This is a genomic window from Ruegeria sp. CH11 (genome assembly GCF_056537105.1).
Genome location: NZ_JBQFQX010000001.1, coordinates 1 through 16,882 on the forward strand (window position 1 = coordinate 1; position 16,882 = coordinate 16,882).

Below are 16,882 nucleotides of genomic sequence, written 5' to 3' on the forward strand. Positions count from 1 at the left end.
GCGCCCCTTGCGCCACCTGCCTCGGTCCCATCATCACCGCACCTCCACTCTCAAAAACGAGTGAATCAGCGACAGGCAAACCAATCAACGGAATTTTTCAACACTATCTCCGCACTTCCGTCATTAGGTCAGTAGTGCTTGATGTTTGGAGCAGTATTTCACGATGCAGCCCGACGATCGGACTCAAATTTCTCAATGCAACGAGGCAAAGATGCGAGACGTTCCAAGTGACGCAGTTGCCAGAGAGTAGATCCCCACTTCATCTCGCTGAAAATATCTTGAGGGAGGGCGCTGGCCGCCCAGGTGATCACATTGAGAACGAGGTGCCGCAGCCGCAGGACGAAGTCGCGTTTGGATTCTCGATCACGAACCTTGCGCCGATCAGTTCCTGCGTAAAGTCGATTACCGCGTTTTCCAGAAACGGCAGCGAGATTGAATCGACGATAACCTTTTGGCCTTTGCCCTCTAGCACAAGGTCATCCTCTTTTGGTTTGTCCAGCGCGATTTCGTATTGAAAACCGGAACATCCGCCACCCTCAACGGCGACGCGCAGGGCTTGACCCTGATCTGCGGCGCCAATCTCGGCCAGTCGGTCGAAGGCGCGTTCTGTGACGGTTGGAGGCAGATTCATGCCGGACTCCAAAGGTTTATTTCCTCAGCACAGTACAATATATGAAATCAAAAGACAGGCGACAAGGATAAGACCATTGGAACGAGCGGGTTTTGCTTCGAACCCGGGCCGCGCACGTGGGCGGCTTGTGCCCGAAGAGGAAAGCAGTTTCCGATCGTGCTTTCAACGCGACCGTGATCGGATCATCCACGCCAGCGCGTTTCGGCGGCTCAAACACAAGACGCAGGTCTTTGTCGAACATGAGGGCGACAGCTATCGCACGCGACTGACTCATTCCATCGAAGTGGCGCAGGTGGCGCGCACGATTGCGGGGGCACTGGGGTTGAACCCCGAGCTGACCGAGGCTGTCGCGCTGGCGCATGATCTGGGGCACACGCCGTTCGGGCATACCGGCGAGGACGCATTGCACTCTCTGATGAAACCCTATGGGGGGTTCGACCATAACGCTCAGGCCATTCGGATCGTAACCAAGCTTGAGCGTCACTATGCTGATTTCGATGGTTGCAATCTGACTTGGGAATGTCTGGAGGGGATCGCCAAGCATAACGGCCCCGTCACGGGGCAGTTGCCCTGGGCTCTTGCGGAATGCAACAGCGGCTTTGATCTGGAACTGCACACGCATGCCAGCGCCGAAGCTCAGGTGGCGGCATTGTCAGATGATATCGCCTACAACAATCATGACCTGTTGGACGGCTTGCGTGCCGGGTTGTTCACCGACGCGGAAATTGGCCAATTGCCCATCGTCGGCGCGTGTTACGCCGAGGTAGATCGCAAATACCCTAAGTTGGATCCATATCGCCGCAGGCACGAGGCGCTGCGCCGCGTGTTTGGTGTGATGGTGGCAGATGTTATCGACACTTCAAGGGCATTGCTTACCGGGTCCAACGCGTTGACGGTCGAAGATATTCGCCATCTGGGTTATCCGGTCATTCGCTTCTCGGCAGACCTGTGGGCGCAGCTAAAGGAAATCCGCGCCTTCCTGTTTGCGCGTATGTATCGCGCCCCCAGCGTCATGCAGGTGCGGGCTGAGGTCAGCAAAGTGGTCGAGGAGTTGTTTCCCATCTACCTCGACGATCCCAAACAGATGCCCGAGCGATGGCATGAGGATATTGAGGCAGCAACAGACGAAACGGCGTTGGCGCGGATCGTGTCTGACTATATCGCCGGTATGACGGACCGTTTTGCGTTGCAGGATCATGCACGGCTGTGTACCGGCTGATCATTCCGTCAGTAGAACATTCTGCGGCAATTGTGACGCTCCATTCCAGCGTGCAGCCGCAATATCTATCGGTGTTCAAGCCACATGGCCGCCTCTGGATCAGCGACGCGGCGGAATGCGGCGGTCGATCCGCGCCTAAACTGATCGCTTCCATTGACCTTGTCGCATTGCGTGATAAACCGCCCGACAAGCAAAAGGACATCCGAAATGAACCTGTTTTCCGAGATCCGCGGCCTCGTACTGGACGCGCTGACCCAGATGCAGTCCGACGGTGCTCTGCCCGAGGGGTTGAGCTTTGATAACGTGGCAGTCGAGCCGCCGCGCGACGCGGCGCATGGCGACATGGCGACCAACGCGGCCATGGTATTGGCCAAACCTGCCAAAATGAAACCGCGCGACATTGCGGATGTGCTGGCGGGCAAGCTGGCAAACGACAATCGCATTACCAGCGCCGAAGTTGCAGGACCGGGCTTTCTGAACCTGCGGCTGGCGCCGTCGGTCTGGCAAGGCGTTCTGGCAGCGGTGCTGGAAAAGGGCACCGACTATGGTCGCTCGACCATGGGGCAGGGGCAGAAGGTCAACGTCGAATATGTCTCGGCCAACCCAACCGGTCCGCTGCATGTGGGTCATACGCGGGGCGCGGTATTCGGCGACGCACTGGCGAGTTTGTTGGCGTATTCTGGCCATGACGTGACCCGCGAGTACTACATCAATGACGGCGGTGCGCAGGTGGATGTGCTGGCGCGGTCAGCGTACGAACGCTATCGCGAGGCCAATGGCCTGAGCCCGGAGATTGCAGAAGGTCTGTATCCCGGTGACTATCTGATCCCAATCGGCGAGGCGCTGAAAGAGACATACGGTGACAGTCTGATCGACAAGCCCGAGAGCGAGTGGCTGGAAGAGCTGCGCGAGTTCGCCACCGATGCGATGATGGATTTGATCCGTGCCGACCTAAAGGCGTTGGGTGTCGAGATGGATGTGTTCTTCTCGGAAAAGTCGCTCTATGGCACGGGCAGGATCGAGGCTGCGCTGCAGTCTCTGACCGACAAGGGCCTGATCTACGAAGGCGTGCTGGAACCGCCCAAGGGCAAGAAGCCCGAGGATTGGGAACCGCGCGAGCAGACCCTGTTCAAATCGACCGAGCACGGCGATGACGTCGACCGACCGGTAAAGAAATCGGACGGCAGCTGGACCTATTTCGCACCGGATATCGCCTATCACTATGATAAGGTGACCCGAGGCTTTGACGCGCTGATCGACGTATTTGGCGCCGACCATGGTGGCTATGTCAAGCGGATGAAAGCGGCGGTGTCGGCACTGTCCGATGGTAAGGTGTCGCTGGATATCAAGCTGACTCAACTGGTGAAGCTGTGGAAGAACGGCGAGCCGTTCAAGATGTCTAAACGGGCAGGGAACTTTGTCACCCTGCGCGACGTGGTTGACCAGGTGGGCCCTGATGTGACCCGTTTCGTGATGCTGACCCGCAAGAACGATGCGCCCTTGGATTTCGATTTCGACAAGGTGCTGGAACAAAGCCGCGAGAACCCAGTGTTCTACGTGCAATACGCCCATGCGCGGGTCATGAGCGTGTTGCGTCGCGCTGCTGAAGCTGAGATTGCTGCGGATGATGCAACTCTCAAAGGGGCAGATCTGAGCAAGAACGATCACGCCTCGGAACTGACTGTTGCCAAAAAGCTGGCCGAATGGCCGCGTCTGGTCGAAATAGCCGCTCGCACCAACGAACCGCACCGGGTTGCCTTCTATCTCTATGAATTGGCTGGGGATTTCCACGCTTTGTGGAACAAGGGCAATGACGAAACCCAGTTGCGCTTCATCCAGGATGGCGATGTTGCCACAAGCCAGTCAAAAATCGCATTGGCCCGGGCCGTTTCTGTTGTGATTTCAGCGGGCTTGGGTATTCTTGGCGTCACTCCGGCGCAGGAGATGCGGTGACCAACACCGCCCGAACCGCCGGTCTGAGGCAGACAAGAAATGACCCGCGCGCCACGTTTTAAGGCGCAATCGGGCGGTGAGGCGGAAATGGCGAGTTACGATTACTCGGGGCAGGCGAGCCCCGAGCAGATGTATTACCCGAATCAAGCGCATCCCGAGGATGCGTATGACTATTCTGACGACATGCACGCGTATGACGACGCGCCGCGCGGCGTCGCAGGGCTTGGCCGCGTGGTCAACTTTCTGGGGGCTGCGGCCTCGCTGGCGCTTGTGGCAGGGGTTGGGGTCTGGGGCTACCAACTGGTTATGCGCGACGTCAGCGGTGTGCCGGTTGTGCGCGCCATCGAGGGGCCGATGCGTATCCAGCCTGAAAATCCGGGCGGGACTCTGGCCGATCATCAGGGGCTTGCCGTAAACACTGTTGCCGCAGAAGGGTCGGCAGCCGCGCCAGCGGATCGTCTGATCCTCGCGCCGCGACCCGTTTCGCTGACGGACGAAGATACTCCGATGGGTGTTCTGAAGCCGACCAAAGCGGTGCATGTGGTCGAGGAAGAGATTACCCGGGAAGATGCCACGAAACTGCGACAGAGCGCAGTTGACGCGCTGGTCGCCGAAATTGCAGGCGAGGCAGAGACCGATCCTGCGGTCGAGGGCGGCGTTCAGGTTGCCTCTCTGGCAATCCTGGATGACGAACCCGCCATCGATCCGGCTGATCTTGCCGCATTGCAGCCCGATCCGAAAATCGCAGCGTTGCCCGGCGTACGCCGTTCGCTGCGGCCAGTGACGCGCCCGGCGCGTGCAACGCAAAGCGGGATTGCCGCAAATAGCAACACCGAAGCGACGATCAATGCCGCCGTCAAAGCGGCTGCCGGATTGGATGTCGCACCCGACACGCTGGCCAAGGGGACGCGTCTTGCCCAGCTTGGTGCCTATGAAAGCACCGAGGTCGCCAAGGCCGAGTGGAACAGGATCTCTGGTCGCTTTGGGGATTATATGAATGATAAACAGCGGGTTATCCAGAAAACTTCAAGTGGTGGCCGCATATTCTATCGCCTCCGTGTTCTTGGCTTCGACGACCTGAGCGACTCGCGTCAGTTCTGCGCAGCGCTGGTCGCGCAAGGGGCAGACTGCATTCCGGTTGCCGTGCGGTGACGTTTGGTGCGGTGATCACCGACGCCGAAGGGTTGCGCCTTTCGGCAGATGAAAAAGCCCTGTTTCGCCAGATGAACCCGTTCGGGTTCATACTTTTTGCTCGCAATGTTGATACCGCCGATCAGGTCCGCGCCCTTTGCGATGACTTTCGCGATGCGGTCGGGCGCGAATGCCCGATCACCATCGACCAGGAAGGGGGGCGCGTTCAGCGCCTTCGTTCTCCGTTGGCGCGCGAGTGGTTGCCTCCGCTAGACCACGCCGAGACTGCAGATACGCAGGCCGAGCGCGCAATGTACCTTCGGTATCGCCTGATTGCTCATGAACTCCGGTCGCTGGGGATCGATAGCAACTGCGCGCCGATGGTGGACGTGGCCCGGCCCGAGACACACGCTTTCCTACGCAATCGCTGTTATGGAAGTTCGGTCGAGCAGGTCGCGCAGATCGGACGGGCCGTAGCGCAGGCGCATCTGGATGGCGGTGTTCTGCCTGTGGTCAAGCACATGCCCGGACACGGGCGTGCCACGCTGGACAGCCATCACGAACCGCCACATGTCGATTTGCCACTCGAGGAACTGGAACTCGCGGATTTCGCGCCGTTTCGTGCGCTGAATGACTTGCCGATGGGGATGACCGCGCATTTGGTGTACGATCAGATCGACCCGCAGCCTGCAACGATTTCACGCAAGATGATCCGCTTGATCCGAGAACAGATCGGGTTTGACGGGTTGATCATGACCGACGACATCTCGATGAAAGCGCTTCGCGGCACCCCGGCCGAGGTTGCGGGTAAAGCTCTGACCGCCGGGTGCGATGTTGTTCTGCACTGCAACGCATCCCTTTCGGATCGCGAGGCCGTTCTGAACACCGCAGGCGAGATGACCGATGCGGCACAGACCCGCGCAGAGCGGGCTTTGGCCATGCGCACGGCACCTCTGGCGCTTGACATTCAGGCCGCCGAGGCGGAACTATCTGCCCTCATGGGCGGGCAGGTATATGTCGGATAACCTTTTCAGCGAAGACCCGATCTCGGTCGCCGATCGTTTGGCCGCCGAGGCGCTGATCGTTGACGTAGACGGGTTCGAAGGCCCACTGGACGTGCTGCTGACTTTGTCACGCACACAGAAGGTCGATCTGCGGAAAATTTCGGTTCTGGCCTTGGCGCAGCAATATCTGGCCTTTGTCGAACGCGCCCGCGCGCTGCGGATCGAGTTGGCCGCAGACTATCTGGTGATGGCCGCCTGGCTGGCCTTTCTGAAATCGCGCCTGCTGCTACCCCCTGATCCCGACGAAGAAGGGCCGACCGGCGAAGAACTTGCCGCGCATCTGGCGTTTCAGTTGGAACGCCTGCAAGCCATGCGCGATGCCGCCGCGCGTTTGATGGCGCGCGACCAGCTTGGCCGCGACTTTTTCAAGCGCGGGCAGGGTGAGGACATCCGGCGTATTCGTACGGTCACATATTCGGCGACCTTGCTGGACCTGATGCAAGGCTACGCCCGCATTCGCACAAGGGACGAATTCCGCCCCTTTGTAATGGATCGCGACGCCGTCTTCACGATGGAGCAGGCACTGGAACGCATGCGCCCGTTGATCGGGTTTGCAGGAACCTGGACCGATATGGAAACCTATTTGCCTGACGGGTGGGAGAGTGATCCAGTGCGCAGGCGGTCTGCCACGGCAGCGACCTTTGCGGCCTCGCTGGAACTGGTGAAAGAAGGACATATGGAGATCAAGCAAAGCGAGACCTTCGCCCCGATCCAATTGCGCAAGAGGACAGAAACCCGTGACTGACGCCCCCGAAGAGACCGGCACCCTGTTCGAAGCGCCACCCTTGGCGGAACAAGAGCGGATGGTCGAGGCGGTGCTGTTTGCCAGTGCCGAGCCGGTTAACATCGCCGACCTTGAGGCGCGGATGCCCCATGGCAGCAATGCCGCGCAAGCGGTTGAAATGCTTCAGAAACGTTATGAGGGGCGCGGTGTTCGCGTGGTTCAGGTGGGTGAGGCATGGGCCATTCGCACCGCGCCCGATCTTGGCTTTCTGATGCAGAAAGAGACGGTCGAAACCCGGAAACTCAGCCGCGCGGCCATCGAAACCTTGGCGATTGTTGCCTATCATCAGCCCTGTACCCGCGCCGAGATCGAAGAAATCCGCGGCGTGTCGGTATCACGCGGAACCATTGATCAGCTACTGGAAATGGAGTGGATCAGGCTGGGTCGCCGCCGAATGACACCGGGGCGCCCTGTGACGTTTGTGGTAACGCCGCAATTTCTGGATCATTTCGGGCTCGAGAATGCACGCGACCTACCTGGACTCAAGGAATTGCGGGCGGCGGGGTTGCTGGAAAACCGCCCGCCACCGGGGGCAGTGCCACTTGGGTCCTCAGAAGATCACGAAGACGAAGACCAATCGGAACTGTTCGAGGAAGAGTGATCGCGCAGCCCTTATGTTGCCGCAAGGACAACCTATCTAGGGTGTCAGAAAACGGAGACAACAATGAACGCCAACCGCATCATCGATATGATTGTTCGCCGTGTCGTGCGCCGTCTTGTAAACAAGGGCGTCGACAAAGGATTTGATATGGCAAGCCGGACGGGCGGCCCGGATCAAGGCAAGCCTGACCCAGAAGCAAAACGTCAGATGCAGCAGACCGCCAAGAACCAGAAGCAGACGATGCGGCAAGCACAACGACTGACGCGGCAGGCGCGCAAGTTCATGAAATTCTAAGGGGTTATCCTGCGGACCTAAAGTGCTTGGACAGCTTCAAACCCTGTCCCTGATAGTTTGATGCAATCCCAGCCCCATAAAGCTGCGTGGGCAATTCTGCCATCTTCTCATACACCAGCCGTCCGACAACCTGTCCGTGTTCCAGCACGAATGGCGCCTCGTGACAGCGGACCTCAAGCACACCGCGTGAGCCGGCACCACCCGCCGCGGCATGGCCAAAGCCCGGATCAAAGAACCCTGCATAGTGGACGCGGAATTCGCCGACCATCGCCAGATAGGGGGCCATTTCGGCTGCGTACATCGGCGGAATATGCACGGCTTCACGGCTGACGAGAATATAGAACGCGCCCGGATCCAGGATGATACGTCCATCCGTGGTGCGGACCTCTTCCCAGTAATTCTGCGGCGCGTAGCCGCCAATGCGGTCCAGATCGATCACGCCGGTATGGGGCTTGGCGCGATAGCCCACCAGATCGGACTCGGGCAATTGCAGATCGACCGAAAACCCCAACCCGTCTTGAATAACGGCAGGACCATCAACCAAAGGTGAGTCGGCATGGAGCGCGCTTAGTTCAGTATCGCTCAGAACCGCCTGACCCTGCCGGAACCGGATCTGATTCAGTCGCATGCCCGGGCGCACCAGGACCGAAAAGGAACGCGGGCAAATCTCGGCATAGAGAGGGCCAGTGTACCCCGCCGGAACACGGTCGAACTCGGTGCCGCCATCGGTGATGGTTCGGGTCAGCAAGTCCAGCCGCCCGGTTGAGCTTTTGGCGTTGGCCACTGCATTTGTTCCCGGGGGCAGGGCCAGAGATTCCATCAACGGCACCAGATAAACACAGCCCTTTTCCAGAACCGCACCTTCGCTGATGTCGATGCGGTGCATCTCAAATTCCGCCAGACGGTCCGCAACGCTGCGACCTTCGCCCGCGAGGAACGAGGCGCGCACACGATAAGCGACTGTACCTAAACGCATATCCAGGCTGGCAGGTTGAATCTGTTCCGGAATGATCGCAGGTTGCGCGGTGATCTCACCCCGCTCGATCATTGCCTGTATCTGCTGGTTTGCGCATACGCCTGTCATTCCGATCCCCCCTGATGCCAGAGCGGGATCTGGCCTGTTTGCCATAAACGTCGGTGTGATTTGGTCGGGCTAGCAGGACTCGAACCTGCGACCTTCCGTCCCCCAGACGGACGCGCTACCAGGCTGCGCCATAGCCCGACGTTGCAGCGTTCATAAAGACTTTCCCGGCAGGGGCAAGAGGAAATCATCGCCTTTTTGTCTTATCCCGCGGCTTGTGCATCGACCCGGTTCAGCCAGACGCGCAGGTCCTTGGCGATGGGCGCGATCCGCGCCAGCAACGCGTCGTCGAATTCGGAGCGGTTCCAGGCCAAAGACGTGATACCACCCATAAGAGGGGCGGCGTCCACTTCAGTTGCCTGCGGTGATTCTGGCTGGCTGGCGACTGCTTCCGGCACGACGGCGGCGTCGGCAGTGTGCGCGGCCTGATCCGGAGGTGTGTCCAACTCCATCCTGATCTGCTCAGCCGCAGGCGCGGGTTTTGCCGAAAATGGAACAATGGTGCTGTCCGTTGCCCCGTCTTCGGCTGCGGGATCGTCCAGACTGGGCGACAGCGAGGCAACATGAGCAACGCCCTGCTCTCGTAGGATACGCTGAACGCCCTTGATCGTGATGCCATCCTCGTGCAGCAGCTTTTTGATACCGCCCAGCAACCGCATGTCGTTGGGCCGATAATATCGCCTGCCACCCGCGCGTTTTACGGGTTTGACCTGTGTGAAACGACTTTCCCAGAATCTCAGGACATGAGCCTGAACACCGAGCCAATCCGCAACTTCACTGATTGTGCGAAACGCGTCGGGGGACTTGCTCATCTTAACCGAACCTCGGGGTTATTTCCGGTTCCCAGCGGCGACGCGATCTTTCATCAGATGCGACGGGCGGAACGTCAGGACGCGGCGGGGCTGAATGGGCACTTCTTCACCGGTCTTGGGGTTGCGGCCTATGCGGGCTGTTTTGTCTCGAACGCTGAATGTGCCGAAAGACGATATCTTGACCTGTTCGCCGCGCACAAGTGCGTCGGACATGTGGTTCAAGACGCTTTCAACCAGTTGCGCACTTTCATTGCGTGACAGCCCAACTTCGCGAAAGACGGCCTCGCTCAGATCCATTCGAGTCAGTGTTTTATCGCCCATGCTTATTCCCCTGTAGATATCAGAGCATAGGGTGAGGGGAAATTCGCTGTCAATATCAATGAATTGCGTGAGGGCACGTAAGCCGGATTGTGCCGGTTACCAGCGTAGGGCAACCGCACCCCAGGCCAGACCGCCTCCGATTGCTTCGGTCACGATCAGATCGCCGGGCTTGATCTGGCCCCGGTCCCTGCCAACGGACATCGCCAGGGGAATCGATGCGGCGGACGTGTTGCCGTGATCCTGAACTGTGACCACGACCCGATCCATCGGCAGGCCCATCTTTTTGGCAGTGCCCTGAATGATTCGGATATTGGCCTGATGCGGAACGATCCAGTCGACATCGTCACCGGTCAGACCGGCGCGTTCCAGTGCAACTTCGGCGGTTCTTGCAAGTTTTTCAACGGCATGGCGGAAAACCTGATTGCCCTGCATGCGCAGGTGGCCCGTCGATTGGGTCGAAACTCCACCATCGACATACAGCAAGTCCTTATAACGACCGTCGGAGTTGAGGTCGGTAGCCAGAATCCCGCGATCCTCCGAGGTACCTTTACCCTCCTGCAGTTCCAGAACCAGCGCGCCGGCCCCGTCTCCAAACAGAACGCAGGTCGACCGGTCGGTCCAATCCATGATCCGGGAAAACGTCTCGGCACCGATGACCAGAACGCGTTTGGCCTGACCAGAGAGGATCAGCGCGTTGGCGTTGCTGAGCGCATAGACGAACCCGGCACAAACCGCCTGAACGTCAAATGCAAATCCGTTGGTCATTCCCAAACGGGCCTGAACCATCGTCGCCGCTGAGGGAAAGGTCAGATCGGCGGTCGAGGTCGCTAGGACAATGGCGTCGATATCGCTTGCATCGAGTCCGGCATCTTTGAGTGCCGCCTGCGCGGCATGGGTTGCCAGATCAGAGGTTGTTTCGCCTTCTGCGGCAAAGTGGCGGCGTTCGATCCCGGATCGGGTTCGAATCCATTCGTCGGTCGTATCCAGACTGTTTTCAAATTCGGTGTTGGGGACAATGCGCTCGGGCAAATAATGCCCAACACCTACAACAACTGAACGGCCTGCCATGCTTGGGTACTGCCTTTTTTATTATTCCGACTGCGATGCAGATTGCGCGGCATCTTGTGCAAGCGCGGCTGTGGATGCAACCCGTGCCGCCAATTTTTCAGAGAAGCCGGATTCGGCCAGGGTAAAAGCCAGCTTGACCGCAGCCGACACCCCGGTTGCATCCGCACCCCCGTGCGATTTGATCACCGTGCCATTCAGACCCAGAAACACACCGCCATTGACGCGGCGCGGGTCGATCCGCTTCTTCAGACGGTTCAGGGATGTGATGGCAAGGATCGAGGCCAACCGAGACAGGGGCGAATACTTGAACGCCTCGCGCAGCAGATCGCCGATCAGGCTTGCCGTGCCCTCGCCGGTCTTGATCGCCACGTTCCCGGTAAATCCATCCGTTACAATGACATCCGCCTTGTCGCCCGGTATGTCGCTGCCTTCCACAAAGCCCACAAACTCGAAGTTCGCCTGTTCAGCGAAATCCGTGATCATCGCGTGGGCTTCTTTCAACTCGGCGCGGCCTTTGTGTTCTTCGGTGCCGACATTCAGCAAGCCGATCCGGGGTCGGGCCAGCGCCATGCCGTTCCGGGAATACGAGGCCCCCATCAGCGCATATTGCAGCAAATCCTTGGCATCGGCGCGCACATCCGCGCCCACATCCAGCATGACGTTAAAGCCCTGCGGGTTGCGCGATGGCCACAGAATTGCAATCGCCGGTCGGTTCACGCCCGGCAATTTGCGCAGCCGCATCATCGACAACGCCATCAGCGCGCCGGTATTGCCGCAAGAGACGGCGCCATGGGCCTCGCCCTGACGCACCGATTCCAGCGCAGACCACATCGAGGTCTGCTTGCCATTGCGCACCACCTGGCTGGGCTTGTCCTCCATCGTGACCACGTCAGGGCAATCACGAAAAACGACGCGCCCTTCAAGGACACGCCGTTTGGCAACCAGTTTGCGCAGTACGGTTTCCGGCCCGTGCAGGACGAACCCGATCGTGGGGTTCTTGTCCGCAGATTTGGCTATGCCCGCGACAACGGTGGCGGGACCCGAATCTCCGCCCATCGCGTCAACCGAGATGATGATCCGTCCGGTTTGCGTGGGCTGATCCGTCATGCCTTGGCCTGCGTCCGATCAGGTTCAGGCCGCGTCTTCGTCCAGGTCGATTTCGTCGGCCTGCGCGACGACTTCGCGATCGTCATAGTGGCCGCAGGACGCGCAGACGTGGTGCGGGCGCTTCAGCTCACCGCAGTTGGGGCATTCGTTCGGGTTTGCAGCAACCAGAGCGTCGTGTGCGCGGCGGTTGTTGCGACGCGACTTGGAAACTTTGTTCTGTTGGACGGCCATGGTCTCAACCTTTGTCTATTTAAGGGCCAACAGATTCGCTGTGGGCCGGGTTTCATTCTTCGTTTTTCTCGTGGTTTGACGCGCGTTTAGGGTACATGCCCCACGTTGTCCAACCCAAATTCCGATGAGCGCGCGAAAATACTGCGATTCTCGGCATGTTCAAGCGATTTTTCTGAGCGCCTGCTATGACAGGAAATCAAACCTCTGTCACTTGTCTTTTTTCAATGCGTCGCGCAATTCCGCCAACCCTGCGAATGGTTTGACGTCCTCGTCGGTCATCGCCTGTTTTCCGGGTTCGGTATAATCTGACGGTCCCAACTCTGCGCCGTCCTTTCGAGGATATTGGGGCAAGGCCAGCGAAAGCGCCTCGGCCATGACCGCAGATGGGTCGATTTCAGCGCCAAGGGCTTCGGTTTCGTCATCTTCGGGCATCTCAAACTCGGGTTCGTCCGGTTCGTCCCAATCGGCCAGAAAGACCCGGCGCACCGGGGTTTCGATCCGGGTTGTCACCGGCTCCAACGAGATCACGCAGGGTTGAACGACGGTTGCGCCAAGCTTGGCTGTCAGAACCCAGTCGCGCTTACCCTGCGCCTGCACAGACCCCACAAAGGACAGCTTACGAAGACCCAGCAAGCCCAGGTCTTGTTTCAACGCGTCCAGCTCGGCGGTTCCGGGGCGCAGTTCGAACAACGTGGCGGCGTTCTGCGAAAGATCCGCGACGCGCAAGGGGGAGGGTGTGGTCATTTTTGACCCTTTCTTTGTGTTGAACCACGGCAGCGGTTTCTGTAATCGGATAGAAGTCGCGCGCGGCCAAGACAAGAGGGTGTAGGTTTTGAAGGTGAAGAACAACATAAAACCGATGATCAGACTGCTGGCATTTGGCAGCATCCTGGCCGCGGTCGCATGCACCCCAATCGTCAAGAAACACGGATATATTCCGCCGCCCGAGGAATTGGCGGAAATCAAGGTTGGTGTTGATACCCGCGATACCGTGATCGAGGCTATCGGCGCGCCGACCTCGTCTGGTGTGGTGCGAGATTCGGACTATTACTATGTTTCGTCGCGCGTCCGTCATTACGGTCCCAAACGGCCCGAGGTCGTTTCGCGCGAGCTGGTGGCCATCAGCTTTGATCAGCGGGGGGTCGTGCGCAATATCGAACGCTTTGGCCTTGAAGATGGTATTGTCGTGCCGCTTGACCGGCGTGTGACGGATTCCAGTGTTCAGGACAAAGGATTCCTGCGGCAGCTGCTGGGCAATATCGGCAACTTCAACCCGGCGAATATCCCCGGCGTCAACAACTAAATCTCTGATTGGTCTTGCAGCTTCACGTGACGGTCACAATCTTTGTGCTAGGGACGTGGCAGAGACAAGCGGGTCGGCAACTGCGGAGTATGCGACCATGGTCAGAGCAACTGTGTTGAATGCCGAAGTGCTGAACCGGGGCCGCTATCGCGCCAGGCTGGCGCAGTCGGCGCGTGATATCGCGGCGGCCCAGAACCTCAGAACACGTGCCTTTGCGACCGATCAACTCGACCGGGATGAGTTCGATGCGCTGTGCGCACATATTCTGGTTGAGGATATGCGCGAGGGTGGGCAGTTGGTTTGCTGTTTTCGGATGCTAACCATCGAAAGCGGAACTCAGATCGCAGACAGTTATTCTGCCCGCTACTACGACCTTTCCGCGCTGCAGGGCTTTGGTGGGCGGATGGTCGAGATGGGGCGCTTTTGCGTTCATCCGGACTGGACCGACCCGGATATTCTGCGCGTCGCCTGGGGGGCGATGACGGCCTTTGTCGACCAGAACGATGTGCAGATGCTGTTTGGTTGCTCGTCTTTCGCGGGGACCGAAACCGAAGAATATCTGGATGCATTCGCCATGCTCAAGCATCGGCATCTGGCCCCCAAGCGCTGGCTACCAAGGGTCAAAGCGCCGGATGTGTTCAAGTTTGCCGCGCGCTTGCGCCGTCGGCCCGATGCCAAGAAGGCCATGCTCAGGATGCCGCCGTTGCTGCGCACCTATCTGATGATGGGGGGCTGGGTCAGCGATCATGCGGTCGTCGATCGGCACATGAATACGCTGCACGTGTTTACCGGGCTTGAAATTGGCGCGATTCCCCCAGCCCGCAAACGTCTGCTACGGGCGGTAGCCGGGTGATTTGAGTATTTCAGAAAAGGTGAAGCCGGGGCGTTGACGCGTTCGTCCAGCCGGTTTAGCTGGCGGGCATGGCGAGAATTCCTTTGTTGCAGATGTCCGGTATTTCCCTGACCTTTGGGGGCGATCCGGTGTTTTCCGATCTCGATCTTGTGGTGCAGCCGGGTGATCGTGTCGCGCTTGTCGGGCGCAATGGCTCAGGCAAATCAACCTTGATGAAGGTGATGGCTGGTTTGGTCGAGGCCGATCAGGGTGACATTGTCATCCCCCCCGGAAAATCTGTGGGTTATATGGAACAGGATCCCAGCATGCAGGGCTTTGCCACGCTGGGTGACTATGCCGCCAGTGAGTTGGAACCCGGGGAGTTGTACAAGGTCGAACGCGCCGGTGAGGGGTTGAAATTCGACCCGTCACGCGCGGTCGAAACCGCCTCGGGCGGTGAGCGGCGCAGGGCGGCGCTGGCCAAGCTCATGGCCGAGGCACCGGATTTGATGCTGCTCGACGAGCCCACCAACCATCTGGATATCGAAGCGATCGACTGGCTCGAGCATGAGTTGGGCGCAACCCGCGCGGGGTTCGTTCTGATCTCTCACGACCGCGCGTTTCTGCGCGCCCTGACACGCGCAACCCTTTGGATTGACCGGGGCATGGTGCGGCGGCAGGAACAGGGGTTCGAAGCCTTTGAGGCCTGGCGCGACAAAACCTGGGACGAGGAGGATCAGCAACGCCACAAGCTGAACCGCCTGATCAAGTCCGAAGCGCGCTGGGCTGTCGAGGGCATCAGCGCCCGCCGCAAGCGCAACCAGGGCCGAGTGCGCGCGCTGCAGGCGCTACGAGCCGAGCGTGCCAGTCAGATCAAGCGGCAGGGAACGGCGGCAATGTCGCTGGACGCGAGCCCCAAATCCGGGCGCAAGGTGATCGAGGCCAAAGGGTTGGCAAAGCGGTTCGACGACAAACAGATCGTGCGAAACTTTGATCTGCTGGTGCAGCGCGGTGATCGAGTGGCCTTTGTCGGCCCGAACGGCGTCGGCAAGACGACCTTGCTGAATATGTTGTTGGGCCGCGAGACGCCGGATGAAGGCACAGTAACGCTGGGTACAAACCTTGAGGTTGCCGTGTTTGATCAGGCGCGCGCACAATTGGACCCCGAGATGACCTTGTGGGACAGCCTCACCGGCGATCCCGAAATGCGCGTCTCGGGCAAGGCAGATCAGGTCATGGTGCGGGGTGCGCCCAAGCATGTGGTCGGGTATCTCAAGGAGTTCCTGTTCGACGATCAACAGGCACGGGCGGCTGTCAAGTCTCTGTCGGGTGGGGAAAAGGCGCGTCTGCTCTTGGCCAAGCTGATGGCCAAGCCGTCAAACCTGTTGGTGCTGGATGAACCGACCAACGATCTGGACGTTGAAACGCTGGATCTGTTGCAGGAACTGCTGGATGATTTCGACGGCACCGTTCTGCTGGTCAGCCACGACCGCGATTTTCTGGACCGCGTTGCGACCACAACCATCGCGATGGAGGGTAATGGCCGCGCCACCGTTTATGCGGGCGGCTGGACGGATTATGTCACCCAACGAGGCGACGTAGTTGAAAAAAGTGAAATAAAATCAAAGGTAACGAAACCGAAGATAAAGCAGGAAGCAAAGCAGAAGACGGGCCTTTCATTCTCGGAAAAACACCGTCTGGAAAAACTGCCGGCCGAGATCGAACGGCTTGAAGCCGAAATAGCCAAACTGGAAGAGTTGATGTCCGACCCGGAACTGTTCACCCGGGAGCCGGTCAAATTCCAGAAGGCAACCGAAGCGCTGGTCGAACGGCAGGATAAGCTGTCAGCTGCGGAAGAGGAGTGGCTGACCCTCGAAGAAAAGGCCGAAGGGGCCTAGGATCGGACAGGACGCGCCGGATTGCCGACAACCGTCTGTCCTTCGGGAACGTTTTTGGTCACCACAGCTCCAGCGCCGACGATCGCATTGTCGCCAATCGTCACACCGGGCAGGATGATGGCACCGCCACCAATCCAGACGTTGTTGCCGATCGTGACGGGCAGGGCGATTTCCAGCCCCCGGGCGCGCTCAGCCGCGTCTTTGGCATGTTGGGCGCAATAGACCTGCGCATGCGGACCAAACATCGTGTCGTTGCCGATCTGGACGCGCGCGGTATCCAGCACAACACAGCCAGAGTTGAAGTACACGCGCTCGCCCAGATGGATATTGATGCCATAGGCGCAATGAAAGGGCGTTTCGATTAGGCAATCTTCGCCCGAATGTCCTAACAGCGTGCGCAGGGCCGGGGCCATGCCACCCCGCGAGTCGGGGTCGCTTGTATTGTGGGCGTAGACAGCGCGGCGGGCATCTGCGCGTATGGCGTCAAGTTCGGGATCAAGGCAGCAATACCAAGTCCCGGCCTCCATTTTCTCGCGTTCGGTCATGTGATTG

Annotated in this window: 19 protein-coding genes and 1 tRNA gene; 10 read left to right on the forward strand and 10 right to left on the reverse strand. The window is 59.2% G+C overall.

The genetic code is table 11. From position 1 onward, the window contains the following. Positions 1-307 precede the first annotated feature (307 nt). Positions 308-631, reverse strand: coding sequence for a HesB/IscA family protein (locus ACR0LX_RS00005; RefSeq protein WP_010440593.1), 324 nt, complete (start codon positions 629-631; stop codon positions 308-310). Between ACR0LX_RS00005 and ACR0LX_RS00010 the strand changes: the two genes are divergently transcribed. From ACR0LX_RS00010 to ACR0LX_RS00040, 7 genes are all read left to right on the forward strand, one after another. Beyond that, entirely contained in the window at positions 630-1,850 is a 1,221-nt protein-coding gene (locus tag ACR0LX_RS00010) for a deoxyguanosinetriphosphate triphosphohydrolase (RefSeq protein WP_480782061.1), read from the forward strand. The two genes, ACR0LX_RS00005 and ACR0LX_RS00010, sit on opposite strands and share 2 nt — an antisense overlap. Before the next feature lie 207 nt (positions 1,851-2,057). After that, positions 2,058-3,803, forward strand: coding sequence for an arginine--tRNA ligase (argS, locus tag ACR0LX_RS00015; protein ID WP_480782062.1), 1,746 nt, complete (start codon positions 2,058-2,060; stop codon positions 3,801-3,803). Positions 3,804-3,842: 39 nt separating this feature from the next. Further along, entirely contained in the window at positions 3,843-4,955 is a 1,113-nt protein-coding gene (locus ACR0LX_RS00020; RefSeq protein ID WP_480782063.1) for an SPOR domain-containing protein, read from the forward strand. Continuing rightward, complete coding sequence (nagZ, locus tag ACR0LX_RS00025) at positions 4,952-5,959, forward strand: beta-N-acetylhexosaminidase (protein WP_480782064.1); 1,008 nt, start codon at positions 4,952-4,954, stop codon at positions 5,957-5,959. Before ACR0LX_RS00020 ends, nagZ begins: the two co-directional genes overlap by 4 nt. Next, positions 5,949-6,743 carry a segregation and condensation protein A gene (locus ACR0LX_RS00030; protein WP_480782065.1) on the forward strand — a complete coding sequence of 265 codons (795 nt, stop codon included), beginning with the start codon at positions 5,949-5,951 and terminating at the stop codon, positions 6,741-6,743. Before nagZ ends, ACR0LX_RS00030 begins: the two co-directional genes overlap by 11 nt. Further along, positions 6,736-7,383: an SMC-Scp complex subunit ScpB gene (gene scpB, locus ACR0LX_RS00035; protein WP_480782066.1), complete on the forward strand. Its 648-nt coding sequence runs from the start codon at positions 6,736-6,738 to the stop codon at positions 7,381-7,383. The genes ACR0LX_RS00030 and scpB overlap by 8 nt, the downstream gene beginning before the upstream one ends. 63 nt (positions 7,384-7,446) lie before the next feature. Further along, positions 7,447-7,677 carry a hypothetical protein gene (locus ACR0LX_RS00040; RefSeq protein WP_480782067.1) on the forward strand — a complete coding sequence of 77 codons (231 nt, stop codon included), beginning with the start codon at positions 7,447-7,449 and terminating at the stop codon, positions 7,675-7,677. 4 nt (positions 7,678-7,681) lie between these two features. Here the strand turns inward: ACR0LX_RS00040 and ACR0LX_RS00045 are convergent, their stop codons facing one another. The 8 genes from ACR0LX_RS00045 to ACR0LX_RS00080 all read right to left on the reverse strand — a co-directional run bounded on the left by ACR0LX_RS00045 (position 7,682) and on the right by ACR0LX_RS00080 (position 13,041). Continuing rightward, positions 7,682-8,761, reverse strand: coding sequence for a 2'-deoxycytidine 5'-triphosphate deaminase (locus ACR0LX_RS00045; protein ID WP_480782068.1), 1,080 nt, complete (start codon positions 8,759-8,761; stop codon positions 7,682-7,684). Between the two features lie 61 nt (positions 8,762-8,822). Further along, a tRNA-Pro gene (locus ACR0LX_RS00050) sits at positions 8,823-8,899 on the reverse strand. A 62-nt stretch (positions 8,900-8,961) separates the two neighbouring features. Further along, positions 8,962-9,570: a MerR family transcriptional regulator gene (locus ACR0LX_RS00055; protein WP_480782069.1), complete on the reverse strand. Its 609-nt coding sequence runs from the start codon at positions 9,568-9,570 to the stop codon at positions 8,962-8,964. Between the two features lie 18 nt (positions 9,571-9,588). Then, positions 9,589-9,891 (reverse strand): integration host factor subunit alpha, encoded by a 303-nt coding sequence (gene ihfA / locus ACR0LX_RS00060; protein WP_008755922.1) that lies wholly within the window; start codon positions 9,889-9,891, stop codon positions 9,589-9,591. A 96-nt stretch (positions 9,892-9,987) separates the two neighbouring features. After that, complete coding sequence (locus tag ACR0LX_RS00065) at positions 9,988-10,959, reverse strand: beta-ketoacyl-ACP synthase III (RefSeq protein ID WP_480782070.1); 972 nt, start codon at positions 10,957-10,959, stop codon at positions 9,988-9,990. A gap of 21 nt (positions 10,960-10,980) precedes the next feature. Beyond that, complete coding sequence (plsX, locus tag ACR0LX_RS00070) at positions 10,981-12,066, reverse strand: phosphate acyltransferase PlsX (protein WP_480570387.1); 1,086 nt, start codon at positions 12,064-12,066, stop codon at positions 10,981-10,983. A 24-nt stretch (positions 12,067-12,090) separates the two neighbouring features. Next, the gene (gene rpmF / locus ACR0LX_RS00075; protein ID WP_008756996.1) at positions 12,091-12,297 is read right to left on the reverse strand and encodes a 50S ribosomal protein L32; all 207 of its coding nucleotides are present in this window, start codon (positions 12,295-12,297) and stop codon (positions 12,091-12,093) included. A gap of 207 nt (positions 12,298-12,504) precedes the next feature. After that, complete coding sequence (locus tag ACR0LX_RS00080) at positions 12,505-13,041, reverse strand: YceD family protein (protein WP_480782071.1); 537 nt, start codon at positions 13,039-13,041, stop codon at positions 12,505-12,507. Positions 13,042-13,156: 115 nt separating this feature from the next. Between ACR0LX_RS00080 and ACR0LX_RS00085 the strand changes: the two genes are divergently transcribed. The 3 genes from ACR0LX_RS00085 (at position 13,157) to ACR0LX_RS00095 (ending at position 16,330) form a co-directional block, all read left to right on the forward strand. Next, positions 13,157-13,600 carry an outer membrane protein assembly factor BamE gene (locus ACR0LX_RS00085; protein ID WP_480570382.1) on the forward strand — a complete coding sequence of 148 codons (444 nt, stop codon included), beginning with the start codon at positions 13,157-13,159 and terminating at the stop codon, positions 13,598-13,600. A 97-nt stretch (positions 13,601-13,697) separates the two neighbouring features. Further along, on the forward strand, positions 13,698-14,453 hold the full coding sequence (locus ACR0LX_RS00090) for a GNAT family N-acetyltransferase (protein ID WP_480782072.1): 756 nt from the start codon (positions 13,698-13,700) through the stop codon (positions 14,451-14,453). Positions 14,454-14,521: 68 nt separating this feature from the next. Next, positions 14,522-16,330: an ABC-F family ATP-binding cassette domain-containing protein gene (locus ACR0LX_RS00095; protein WP_480782073.1), complete on the forward strand. Its 1,809-nt coding sequence runs from the start codon at positions 14,522-14,524 to the stop codon at positions 16,328-16,330. Here ACR0LX_RS00095 and ACR0LX_RS00100 read toward each other — a convergent pair. Then, the gene (locus tag ACR0LX_RS00100) at positions 16,327-16,875 is read right to left on the reverse strand and encodes a sugar O-acetyltransferase (protein ID WP_480782074.1); all 549 of its coding nucleotides are present in this window, start codon (positions 16,873-16,875) and stop codon (positions 16,327-16,329) included. The two genes, ACR0LX_RS00095 and ACR0LX_RS00100, sit on opposite strands and share 4 nt — an antisense overlap. Positions 16,876-16,882 lie beyond the last annotated feature (7 nt).

What these genes read in the sequence shown, in the direction of transcription:
- ACR0LX_RS00010 (WP_480782061.1), top strand. Translation starts at nt 630, where the DNA reads ATGCCGGACTCCAAAGGTTTATTTCCTCAGCACAGTACAATATATGAA.
- ACR0LX_RS00005 (WP_010440593.1), bottom strand. Translation starts at nt 631, where the DNA reads ATGAATCTGCCTCCAACCGTCACAGAACGCGCCTTCGACCGACTGGCC.
- argS (WP_480782062.1), top strand. Translation starts at nt 2,058, where the DNA reads ATGAACCTGTTTTCCGAGATCCGCGGCCTCGTACTGGACGCGCTGACC.
- ACR0LX_RS00020 (WP_480782063.1), top strand. Translation starts at nt 3,843, where the DNA reads ATGACCCGCGCGCCACGTTTTAAGGCGCAATCGGGCGGTGAGGCGGAA.
- ACR0LX_RS00030 (WP_480782065.1), top strand. Translation starts at nt 5,949, where the DNA reads ATGTCGGATAACCTTTTCAGCGAAGACCCGATCTCGGTCGCCGATCGT.
- ACR0LX_RS00040 (WP_480782067.1), top strand. Translation starts at nt 7,447, where the DNA reads ATGAACGCCAACCGCATCATCGATATGATTGTTCGCCGTGTCGTGCGC.
- ACR0LX_RS00045 (WP_480782068.1), bottom strand. Translation starts at nt 8,761, where the DNA reads ATGACAGGCGTATGCGCAAACCAGCAGATACAGGCAATGATCGAGCGG.
- ACR0LX_RS00055 (WP_480782069.1), bottom strand. Translation starts at nt 9,570, where the DNA reads ATGAGCAAGTCCCCCGACGCGTTTCGCACAATCAGTGAAGTTGCGGAT.
- ihfA (WP_008755922.1), bottom strand. Translation starts at nt 9,891, where the DNA reads ATGGGCGATAAAACACTGACTCGAATGGATCTGAGCGAGGCCGTCTTT.
- ACR0LX_RS00065 (WP_480782070.1), bottom strand. Translation starts at nt 10,959, where the DNA reads ATGGCAGGCCGTTCAGTTGTTGTAGGTGTTGGGCATTATTTGCCCGAG.
- plsX (WP_480570387.1), bottom strand. Translation starts at nt 12,066, where the DNA reads ATGACGGATCAGCCCACGCAAACCGGACGGATCATCATCTCGGTTGAC.
- rpmF (WP_008756996.1), bottom strand. Translation starts at nt 12,297, where the DNA reads ATGGCCGTCCAACAGAACAAAGTTTCCAAGTCGCGTCGCAACAACCGC.
- ACR0LX_RS00080 (WP_480782071.1), bottom strand. Translation starts at nt 13,041, where the DNA reads ATGACCACACCCTCCCCCTTGCGCGTCGCGGATCTTTCGCAGAACGCC.
- ACR0LX_RS00085 (WP_480570382.1), top strand. Translation starts at nt 13,157, where the DNA reads ATGATCAGACTGCTGGCATTTGGCAGCATCCTGGCCGCGGTCGCATGC.
- ACR0LX_RS00090 (WP_480782072.1), top strand. Translation starts at nt 13,698, where the DNA reads ATGGTCAGAGCAACTGTGTTGAATGCCGAAGTGCTGAACCGGGGCCGC.
- ACR0LX_RS00095 (WP_480782073.1), top strand. Translation starts at nt 14,522, where the DNA reads ATGGCGAGAATTCCTTTGTTGCAGATGTCCGGTATTTCCCTGACCTTT.
- ACR0LX_RS00100 (WP_480782074.1), bottom strand. Translation starts at nt 16,875, where the DNA reads ATGACCGAACGCGAGAAAATGGAGGCCGGGACTTGGTATTGCTGCCTT.